Consider the following 10,871-nt stretch of genomic DNA (forward strand, 5'->3'; position numbering starts at 1 on the left):
AGTGGAAACGCGGCATCGTTCTTTAGCTTGTTTCAGAAATTGAGCAACTTTAGTGGCTATCATCATTTAAGTATATACTTATGGTGATAGTTTTTATCGGCTCAACATCTGAATCCAAACCTATTCATAGTACGTCATAACAGCCACAAAATAGTAGTTCCATTTTTGATTTACAGTTCATTAAAAATGGAAAATGCTGTCTTGTGGCTGTTTTTTGCATGAATCGTTGCCGTACCCCACATACGTGTAAAAATAGGCCACATGGTGGAAGTATTATCCATCATGTGGCTATATCTTGTTTTATAGGTGTTTCATCAAGTCTATTTATATTTGAAATATTTCATATATCCTTTTTATAACCCCAGTGAAACATATTTTAATAGTGTCATTAAGGTATACTTGATGAAATATATCGTTGAATTTCAAATGAAACGCTTAAAACTCACGTTGTGGATAATTTAACCATGAAGTGGCTTACTTTTACATGTATGTCGGCTCAACCCGTTATTGCACCATGGGTGTTTTTGCCCATCCACCCGAAAAGGTGGAATAGGCAACTTACTCATTCGATAGTATCAGAAGCATAGTCAATTCCAGAATGATTGCCTATGCTTGTCTTTCAAAACATGTAGTCATCATTTGAAATATGTCAGAAGTGGATAAGATGTACTTCTGACACAAAAAAACAAACGATTAAGGACTATTTCACAAAGTATACTTTGTGAAATAGTCCTTAATCCCCCTTTTGGAGGGGATGTGCAAAAACACCCAATATAAGGTACAGCCGACATACAAGTATGTCGGCTGTACCCGTATAAAATCAAATCTTGGACAGAAACCTATATTATAAAATACTTACCATATAAATTATCCATACATTTTTTAAATTCTCCCCATTCTTGATTAACAGATCTATCAGCATCAGACAAATAGTACATGTATTTATATAAATGTTTTAACATTTTATTTGTTGTAAACCTTGATACATAGTAAATGCAGTGGGTTCCTTAAAATTCTTCGGCTCTTAACCATTGATATTACTTGATTATAAAAGGCGTTAAAACTAATTTAAATTAAGCTTATAGTTTTAATGTAATGTTTTAGTCCAAACTCTCACTAAAATATATCTTAGAGCATATTAAAAAGCCCTATTCAGCATTAAACTTTACAGTAATTTGAAAATATATTAGTTGATTTTCCTTAACGTCAGTTTTGTACGAAAAGAGAGGAGTACCACACTAATAAAACATAAGTATTGAGTTTTATAATTAAATAATAATTCACCTACTAAAAACGCTATATATTTTCAGAACACAGAGCGCTACAGATTACGGAATGTTGCAAATCTCTGGTTTGCGACGTGGATCAATGCATCAGATTATCTTAGGAATTCAGAAACGTTATGTTTATAGATAAAGACCAGATAAAGACCACAGAGAACTACCCAGATGCTCTTGAGGGTTTGTGAATTAGTTTCTTTAGACTAGGTTACTGACTGATGCTGAGACCAAATAGAAAATGTATGTAAAGATGAATGATTAAGAAATATTGTGATATAATTAAGTTAAAGGGAAGTGATGTTTTGAGCGATAAAATCAATAATGAACATGATTTAGGATATAAGAGCTTGCTAACTCACAAGAAGACTTTTTTAGAGTTCCTAAGAGATTTTGTAAAGAAAGATTGGGTAAACTTAATAAAGGAAGAAGATCTAGTTCTAATCGATAAAGAGTTTATACTAGAAGACTTTAAGGAAGAAGAAGCGGATATTGTATATAAAGTAAAAATTGGTGATAAAGATATAATTTTTTATATATTGCTTGAGATGCAGTCAAAGGTAGATTTTTCAATGCCTATAAGGTTACTTATGTACATGACTGAGTTATGGAGAGATGAACTTAAAAATACAGAAAAAAATATAAAAAAGAGAAAAGATTTTAAACTTCCATCCATTTTCCCAATTGTCTTGTATAATGGAGAGTATAATTGGACAGCACCAAGGAGTTTTAAAGAAGTTTTAAGCGGATATGAATTATTTGAAGATAACATAGTAGATTTCAAATATATGCTATTTGATGTAAACCGAATGGATGACGAGGAATTATTAGATATAGCAACCGTGATAAGCTCAGTATTTTCATTAGATCAATCAGGGATAGATGATGAAGAAATAATTAGAAGATTAAAAGTTATAGGTAGATTTATAAGAATGAAGGCCACAAAGGATCAGTCTCAAATATTTAGAAATTGGATTGTTAACATATTGCAAAACAGAATGGATGGAGAAATGAAAAATTGTATTCAGGATGCGTTTGAAAAAACAGGTGAAATGGAGGTTGATGATATGGTAAGTAATTTAGGGAGAAATCTTGAGGAGAGCATTAATAAAAAGGTTAGTAGTGCTAAAAAAGAAAGTGTTATAGAAATAGCTAAAAACTTACTAGATATATTAAGTGATGATATAATATCTGAAAAGACTGGACTTACAATTGATACAATTAAAAAATTAAGAGAAGAAAAAGAAAACTTAATACACTAGAGGTTATTATCAGATATAGATGACATACAGGTATGTTGGCTGTACTCAAAGTAGAGTTAGATAATTTGCAAGAAAAAATTTTATAAAAGCTTATCGAACAAATAATAAGTTGTTCGATAAGCTTTTATTTTTCTTTTGGTGGTAGCAATATTTTATAAATGTTGCTACCACTTCTGAGGTTTCAATAGAGGGATACTTCGAAATAGAACATTATAATCTTATTGTTTGCGATGTTTTAAAAGACCAGTGAGACCAAGCCCTAAAAAAGACCCCAGAGGAATCCCCAGAAGGCGGGTGGACAAGCTTGTGGCCAAGGGAATGGACTAGCCAAGGACGGCTTGTCAATTTCCTTAAGCCAGGAGCTTGTCCACCCGCCCCTCAAGGAAAGGACTAGCTGTTGAAGTGGAACAGCCAAGGACGGCTAGTACACTTCGAGTGCTTGTCCTTTCCTTGAGGACCCCGGAGCACTACCCCAGCAAATACCACTTGTGGTAAAAACCCTAGAACACTTATACAATAAAGCTCGCGTTTTCATTAAAATAGCGAATTAAAAATTAAATCATTGGCCAAAAACCTACGAGTAGCTATTTTATGAGAAAACCGTTAGCTGGCTTAAGGAAACATGTGCACTTACGACAGCCACTACACCATCTTTATTTACCAAGAATGAAAAAATACTTGTACTATCAAAAAATAGTATGGTAGTAGAGATATAAAAGTAAGTATTTTATTATTAAAAACCAAAATTAAAATTACTTTAAAATATAATTAGAAGTAAGGTGGTTGTAATAGGTGTAGATTTTTTTAAAATAATGATTTGAAGAAGAAAAAAACAAGTCCTGCGGCAATGCCACAGGACTTATTACCCCTGGGGGAAGGGGGATTAATTTCTTTGCTTTGGACAAGTTTACTGACTGCTACTAAGACTATATAAAAGATGCATGTTACCCCACCTTAATAAAATGTTTTACTTTAGGGCAGTGAGTAAGTTTGTCCAAAGCTTCCTTGACCCCAGAGGAATACCCTAGAGGCTCCCCTTTGGGGTTGGGGGGGATAAGTTCACTCATTTTGGACAAAATTACTGACTGCATTTTATGATTTTGATTGCAAGGGTATGATGACATGATTTTTAAAAAAATTATGATTATGGAGCAGTGAGTAAGTTTGGCCAAAATTTCATTTTAAATATTCATAAAGAAAATACTTAACTGTTAGTGTTCTTCTTAATACATAGGTAGTGATAAGAGTATTTAATATACTACCGCATTCCATATAGGGCAAAAACACGCCCTATACTCCATTTGGTCTTGTTATAATTACTCACAATAAGTTTTATTTTGAATAATAAAAAAAGATAGTTAATACCGCTTATCTATCTTTTTATCTCTGTTTTCTTACTTTGATTTTGCCTCGGCATCTGCATCTCTCTTATAAATTCCTCTGCCTGCCTCTGGTATTCCAATATCTTTTTATTAGATTCCTCCTGTTGCTCCTGCATCTTTTTATTAAATGCTTTTTCTTGCTGCAGTAATGCTTTTTCCTTTTCAAATTCTTTCTGCTCTACAGTTCGCGCTACTTCTTTTTGGCATTCAATAACTGTAGCTTCCATTTTTGATTCTAATGTATGCATAGCAAGCAATGTTTTTTCATTTTCGAACTCTTTTAGCTCTGAAGTTCGATTCACTTCTTTTTGAGCTTCCACAGCTACAGCTTCTAGTTTTGTTTTTAGCGTATCAATTTCAATGTCTTTAGATATTATTTTATTGCCAAGATCTATGTTTCTTGCCTGGCTGTCTGCAAGCAAACATTTTATAGTCTCATTCTCATTCTTGAAGCCTTTATACTCTGTAACAAGCCCTGTAAGAGTATCATTTTTCTCTTTATATTCTTGAATTAAAGCCTTATTGCTATCCGTGATTTCGCTTAATTGTTTTACCTGTTTTTTAAGTTCATCACTTATATTAAAAGATCCTTGCAATGTGTTTTCCATAGCTTCTTTATCTATATTCAATCCTTGATTTTCGGCTTTTAAACTTTCTATTTTACTTTTATAAATCTCCATATCTTTATCAAACTGCAGGGCCTTTGCTGCATCTATAGTTTGTATTCGCTTCGCCATATTAACATATATATTATTAATCTGATTAGTTAAGGCTTCAAGGTGATTAATGTCCTCTGCTACCTCTGGAATATCCATTTTGACCTTGTTTAATTCATAAGCACCCATGAGGATTCCCATAAACTCTTTACTGCTTTTGCCACTTTCTTGAATGAGTTCTATAAGCTTCTCTTTATCATCTGTTTCCATTCTTACTGAAAAAGGGTTGTTGTTATCTGCCATTTTGGGGCCTCCTTTATATTTGAATAAATGTTTACGCTTATTTTTGTATAAATATATAAATATGAGTGTGTTTACTAGTGTTTACTATGTATTGTTTACAGTATATACTCTTATTATTCAAAGTTCAATGAAAAATGCATTTTAAAATATATTTCAGCTACAAGGTCTTGCATTTTTCCAGAGAATTACCCAGGGGAAAAAGGCGGGCAAAAAATTAAACATCGATAGCAAACTATATGTGGATATTTGGAGTAATGAAAGTTTGTATAATTAGTATTTTATGGTATAGTTTTCATGAAAGATAGTGAAGGTAATGTAATAAATACACCTAATGTCGATAATGTGAAGCTCAAATGTTCTATTGATTGGGCGCATTTGGGTGTGAATTTTAAAGGCAACACAAGCTAGACAGCTTTTTTCAATTTGGAATTTTTGCACTTATTAGAATTTACAATTAAAGTATAATTAAAGTATAATTAAAGTATAATTTTGATAAAGTATTCAACTAAATAATAGTTTTGTGATGGGAGTAATAATTATGAGTAAAAAAAAATCAAGGAAAATAAAAAAAAAGAATCCTACTAATATATTCATAAATCTAAAACTTAACGAAAATAATAACAAAAATACGGTAGAGTGGGAATGGATTTATATATTTGATTTAATAGATAATCTGCCATACCTTGAAATTATATGTTCTACCTTAAAGAGTTTCTTGAAATTTAAAGATAGTTTGCTAGTAAATTACAAAAAACTTGTTAAGAAAGAATCAAATATTGATCAGTTTTTTATTGATAATGGTTTAGGAATAAAATTAGATATTAATACATTAGAAGAAAAGTTTAATTTAATGGTTACAGGCAATAAAGTTATAGAAAATAAAGAATTCACAACCAAAGACATACATGAGTTTAAAAAAAAGCTAGAAATAACAAGAGGTATATACTTAAGAATTCGATGTTGTGATAAAATTTTACCCAAGGAAGAAGTCTTTCTAATTTATGTATTAAATCTAACTATAGATGGCAACCATGTTAGAACTATAGAATGGCTTGAAGGAAAAAAAACGTTTTTATCACTACCTGATTCAGAGTGGTATGAAAGTGGTTCTATTTTTCCAGGCGGACTCGGATTGGGAACTATTTATTTAGATGAAGATGCTTTGAATGAATCTGCTGTAACATCTATTGATTACTGCAATTCAGATATGTATGAGACTTTTCGTGATTTCCTTAAAGAGAATTTGCTAGTTGATAGCGAAAATTATGCTACAAATTTTAATGTGATCATTGAAGATGTTTGTGAAGGTAAATTATTAGTTAAAGCTAACTTAACTGGCCAAACTAATGAAAATCAAGGATATGAAGCAAAAGTACCTATAGAGACTACTGATAATTATACAAAATTTAGAAGGTGTTTTGATAGAGATGGATTTGCATATTTTATAATGACAAATAACTCAGTAGTAAATTTAGAAGAATTTTGCTTTAAAATTAAAAACATTACCTTTATGGGTAATAAAAATGCAGAAGAGTTTCAAAATTGGGTAGATCCAATAGAATTAGATTTAGGTGGTCAGGATGCTAAAAAAAGAATTTTAGTAAGTTCTTCAAATTTAGAAGTAGGAATATATAAGTATTTCTATATAAGCGAGATTAATCCCAAAAACCTAAGGAAGATTGTAAATGAGCTAATTTCATACAATATAGGTCATGAAATCCAGATTCCTGTAGCAGAAGCTATATTTCATATGGAACAAGATACAATTGGGGTTATATCTAAACTAGTTCCACCACCAGTATATAAGCTTGAAGATATAAGAGAGGTTGACATAGAAGATTTTAGTCTACTTATAGATATGGTGGCATTCGATATTTTTATATGTAATAAAGATAGGCATTCAGATAATATATGCTTCTTTCTAAGTAATAATAAATATAACCCCATGTTTATTGATCATACTAGAGCTCTAGGTGGAGTAGAAGAATCGGATATCATGAGATTAAGAGAAGAAAGTATTCAATTATGTTTGCATTTTGTAGGACTTGGATTGATTGCTAATCAAGTTACTAATTTAAATATATTTTCTAATATTGTAAAAAGAATTAAAATACTAAATATAGAAAATGTAGTATCTAAAGCCATTCCATCTCAACTTAAAAACTTGCTTATTTCAAATAATGTCTATAAAGATAATTTTGATGAATACATAATAGAATTGCTTAAATGGAGACAGGATAATTTAGAAGTTATACTTAAAAAATCACTAACATTATAGTTAGCTAACAAAACATTAATCATAGGGTTGCATGAGGATTAATTTAGTCGAAAAGCATGTGAGCACACCATCTAATTTATAGTATTAATAACTATATTAGTAATGAGGTTTTCTCTAGATATTACTTAGAGTGTTTAGCCATTAGCTTAAGACAAAAGTATTATGATGTTCTTTGTTGTAGACTAAACTTAGAATTAGGAGCAACACATACTTTAAGTTATCTTCAAATGGTGTTATTTTTTATTTTTAGTGTAAATATTAAAATCATAATATGCTAGTAAAAAACTCGATAATCAGACGGTTAGAGAATAAAAAGGACAAACCATAATTACTATTTATAAATTATAAAGAATAAATAGTAAGCTTAATTAATTATAAGACTTGATAGCAACCTCCAACTAAAAGGCCTCTCTGGACAACATTCCTAGTGGATGGGATAGTTTCCAATCTACTTAATTATGTTGATTTATATTTAAATTTTAACTTCACATTTGCAATTACTTAAAATGATAAGCAGCGTAAATTAAAGTTTTTACTGCATCTTTTTTATGTACATAATATTTATATCATCGACTACTCATCAGCTGTAATGGTGTACGTTGATTCCTAAAGTTTAAAAAATATAGTAGCTCCAAGTGAAGTAAGCACATTACTTCCTATAATGATGCCTGGTTTAGGTATATTTTATAGAATATTCTTTAAAATGCAATATCAATTTCAATATATATCGTAAGATATACTCTCATAAAATGGTGGTTTTTAATCAAAATCCTTCATGTTTAAAATGAAGGATTTTTATTACTTGTATTTCATTTTTTATACTGCAAGTCTAGTCTCGCAATAATGCAAACCCTCTGCCTAACCCAAATTACTCTGCATATAAACCTCCTTTTTCTGATCCTCAGTTATTCCTATATATCTTAAAGTTTGTGTTTTAGAAGAATGATTAAATATATCCATTAACAGCTCTATAGTAGTTCCTCCAGTATAGGCGTGGTAACCAAAAGTTTTTCGCATGGTGTGCGTCCCAACCTCTCCGGATATTATATTTCCTTTATGATCCCTTTCAACCAGACCTATCATTTCTGCAGCATTATTTAATATGTACCAGGCATGTTGACGAGATATTGGTTTGTTTTCTGCTTTTTTACTACAAAACACATACATATATGGAAGCACTTCAACTAAACTGCTCGCGTAGCCTTCAATTAGTTTACTTACTATGGATCCTATATAAAACTTTTTAGTTTTTGAAGTTTTCTTTTCTGTTATTGTTACATATTCTTTAGCACTCATGCTTTTGAAGTTCATAACATCATCAAAGGTTAATTTTAAAATATCACTTATACGAAGCCCAACATTTATTCCAAGAATAAATAGAAGTTCATTTCGAAGACTCTGATCTCTTAAATAGGATCTCATAATTCTTATGGTTTTTAAATCTCTTATAGGTTCTACAGTTTTCATTTTACATCTTCCTTTCCATAACATTTTGTTAAATAATTAACAATTACTTGGTTTATATCTAAATTTGTTAAATATAGTCGTATATATTAGGTTTTCAAGGTAAATTTATATCATACCTTGTCGCAAATTAGAATTCCCAGTTTTCATATTACACAACATTTGAGAAATAGTCAATATGTCAGATTAGAGCAAATTGGAAAATACCATTTTTTTACAACACAAGCATTTGAGCTATTTATAATCTTACACAACGCGGTTGTGTCAGATTACAAATTTATTACAAAGTGCTGATATATTTGTAATATATGTAAATACATTAATTGGAATTATTTTTTAGAGGGTATTTTTTGTGTATTGTTATTTTTAAAACAGTAGTTTTAAATAGATTAAAAAAATCGTTTAAAATTTATTACAAAATATGTATAATAGATATATGAAATAAAAAGGGTGGTGTTTATACTGGAGAGTTTAGTTGAAAAAGCAAAGAAGGGAGACAGAAACTCTTTGATGGATATTATTGAAAGGTATAAGTTTTTGATAATTAAGTTAGCTGGAAGTTACCACATACCTTCCTATGAAATTGACGATCTTGTGCAGCATGGATATCTTTCTGTTATAAAAGCAGTTAATCTTTATAAACTTGGTAGCAATACTTTCGATGGTTATTGTATACATGCTATTAGAACTAATTTTAAAGCTCTTTTAAAGGGAGAAATAAAACACTATAGAGAAGTTCCAAATCCACAGCCTACAAGTAGCAGTGCCTCTTGCGAGTATGAATTCACCTTAGAGGATGAAGTAATGGCTTACGATGAGGCCCAGAGGCTTTATAAGGCCTTGAAAAAATTAGATCCAGTTGAGAGTGAGGTTGTTTCGAGATTTTACTTACACTATGATAGTCTTCGGGAAATAGCCTGTGATGGTGATAACAGTTATGCTCACTATAGAAAGATTAAAGATAAGGCTTTAAAAAAGCTTAAAAAATATATTTAAAAGATTATAGAAACCAATTGAAATAAGCATATATATTATCTATAGCGGTGAGGGAGGTGGTGCGTCATGTATGATGCATTTGTTAAACTGGTTAATACAGTTGGCTTCCCTATAAGTGTGACGATATATCTGCTTGTTCGATTTGAGAAGAAAATTGAGGATCTCAATAAATCTATCGCGGATCTAACTGCAGCTATATCCACCGTTATAGGAAAATCTAAAAAATAAGGGTACCAGACTTTGGTATTCTTATTTTTTATAGGCAATATAGATTGCCATAATGTTTGTTGATAATCTGTGGAGAAGTTTGGTATATACCTTCAAAACAACAACAAATATAACTTATTTATGGTTAGGTTCCTTGTTGTTGTTTTAGATGTTTAACAATCTTTTTGTTTAACATGTTTAAGAGGGGCTTCTAAGCTAGTCATATCAAGGCGTTCAAAAATCTAATACTACATTTTCATAGTTAACTACTACATTTTCATAGTGAAAAGCAAATCTAATACTACATTTTCATAGTCAACTACTACATTTTCATAGTGAAAAATAAATCTAATACTACATTTTCATAGTCAACTACTACACTACGCAAATATTGTATTAGTAGTATTCTCATGTTAATATATACCATGGGGTGATAACATTGGACAAAGATTATATAGTGACTAAAAGCAATAAATTAATTACTTGTAATTACGATTTATCAGTACAGGAACAAAAAATAATATTAACATTAGCGAGCATGGTACAGCCGCAGGATACAAAGTTTAAAACGTATGATTTTAAGATAAAGGATTTTTTAAAACTATTGGATATTAAAGACCAAAGTAAATATACTGAAATACCTAAAATTACAAAGGAACTTATGAAAAAAGTATTTGAGATTAAAGAGGGTAAAGATATAATTCAATTAGCCTGGCTAAGTAGTGCAAGATATAAAACTGGTGAGGGTGTAGTTGCTTTGGAGTTTTCTCCACAGCTAAAACCCTACATGTTAGAACTCAAAGAATTATATACAAGTTATAAACTTGACAATATATTGAGTTTAAAGAGCAAGTATTCTATAAGATTGTATGAGATATTAAAATGCAATTCATATAAAAAACAGGTAAATATTGAACTTGAAGAACTTAAAAACATGGTAGGATCTAAAGAGAAAGCATATAATATTTATAATAATTTTAAAAATAGAATAATAACCAAGGCACAGAAAGAACTTGCAGAAAAAACAGATATTAATTTTGACTATG

At 30.3% G+C, this 10,871-nt stretch carries 7 protein-coding genes; 5 read left to right on the plus strand and 2 right to left on the minus strand.

Annotated features, from left to right (window positions below; all coding sequences use genetic code 11):
- Nucleotides 1-1,582 precede the first annotated feature (1,582 nt).
- Nucleotides 1,583-2,539, plus strand: a complete 957-nt coding sequence (locus Ctaglu_RS23575) for an Rpn family recombination-promoting nuclease/putative transposase (protein WP_125006353.1) — start codon at nucleotides 1,583-1,585, stop codon at nucleotides 2,537-2,539.
- 1,372 nt (nucleotides 2,540-3,911) lie between these two features.
- On the opposite strand, the gene Ctaglu_RS23580 is transcribed toward Ctaglu_RS23575, so the two are convergent.
- Nucleotides 3,912-4,880 carry a coiled-coil domain-containing protein gene (locus tag Ctaglu_RS23580; protein WP_125006355.1) on the minus strand — a complete coding sequence of 323 codons (969 nt, stop codon included), beginning with the start codon at nucleotides 4,878-4,880 and terminating at the stop codon, nucleotides 3,912-3,914.
- Nucleotides 4,881-5,418: 538 nt separating this feature from the next.
- On the opposite strand from Ctaglu_RS23580, the gene Ctaglu_RS23585 reads away from it, so the two are divergent.
- Entirely contained in the window at nucleotides 5,419-7,158 is a 1,740-nt protein-coding gene (locus Ctaglu_RS23585) for a hypothetical protein (protein ID WP_125006357.1), read from the plus strand.
- A gap of 858 nt (nucleotides 7,159-8,016) precedes the next feature.
- Here the strand turns inward: Ctaglu_RS23585 and Ctaglu_RS23590 are convergent.
- Entirely contained in the window at nucleotides 8,017-8,625 is a 609-nt protein-coding gene (locus Ctaglu_RS23590; protein ID WP_125006359.1) for a tyrosine-type recombinase/integrase, read from the minus strand.
- Between the two features lie 507 nt (nucleotides 8,626-9,132).
- On the opposite strand from Ctaglu_RS23590, the gene Ctaglu_RS23595 reads away from it, so the two are divergent.
- From Ctaglu_RS23595 to Ctaglu_RS23605, 3 genes are all read left to right on the plus strand, one after another.
- The gene (locus Ctaglu_RS23595; RefSeq protein ID WP_233439934.1) at nucleotides 9,133-9,618 is read left to right on the plus strand and encodes a sigma-70 family RNA polymerase sigma factor; all 486 of its coding nucleotides are present in this window, start codon (nucleotides 9,133-9,135) and stop codon (nucleotides 9,616-9,618) included.
- A 66-nt stretch (nucleotides 9,619-9,684) separates the two neighbouring features.
- A complete protein-coding gene (locus Ctaglu_RS23600) occupies nucleotides 9,685-9,846 on the plus strand; it encodes a YvrJ family protein (protein WP_125006361.1) in 162 nt (53 codons plus the stop codon).
- 418 nt (nucleotides 9,847-10,264) lie between these two features.
- Nucleotides 10,265-10,871 (plus strand): replication initiation protein (locus Ctaglu_RS23605; RefSeq protein WP_148097607.1); only part of this gene is annotated, 607 nt, incomplete at its 3' end.

This window comes from Clostridium tagluense, from assembly GCF_003865095.1.
GTDB lineage: Bacteria > Bacillota > Clostridia > Clostridiales > Clostridiaceae > Clostridium_AD > Clostridium_AD tagluense.

Coding starts and splice junctions, on each gene's coding strand:
- Ctaglu_RS23580 (WP_125006355.1), bottom strand. CDS start 4,880: ATGGCAGATAACAACAACCCTTTTTCAGTAAGAATGGAAACAGATGAT.
- Ctaglu_RS23585 (WP_125006357.1), top strand. CDS start 5,419: ATGAGTAAAAAAAAATCAAGGAAAATAAAAAAAAAGAATCCTACTAAT.
- Ctaglu_RS23590 (WP_125006359.1), bottom strand. CDS start 8,625: ATGAAAACTGTAGAACCTATAAGAGATTTAAAAACCATAAGAATTATG.
- Ctaglu_RS23595 (WP_233439934.1), top strand. CDS start 9,133: ATGGATATTATTGAAAGGTATAAGTTTTTGATAATTAAGTTAGCTGGA.
- Ctaglu_RS23600 (WP_125006361.1), top strand. CDS start 9,685: ATGTATGATGCATTTGTTAAACTGGTTAATACAGTTGGCTTCCCTATA.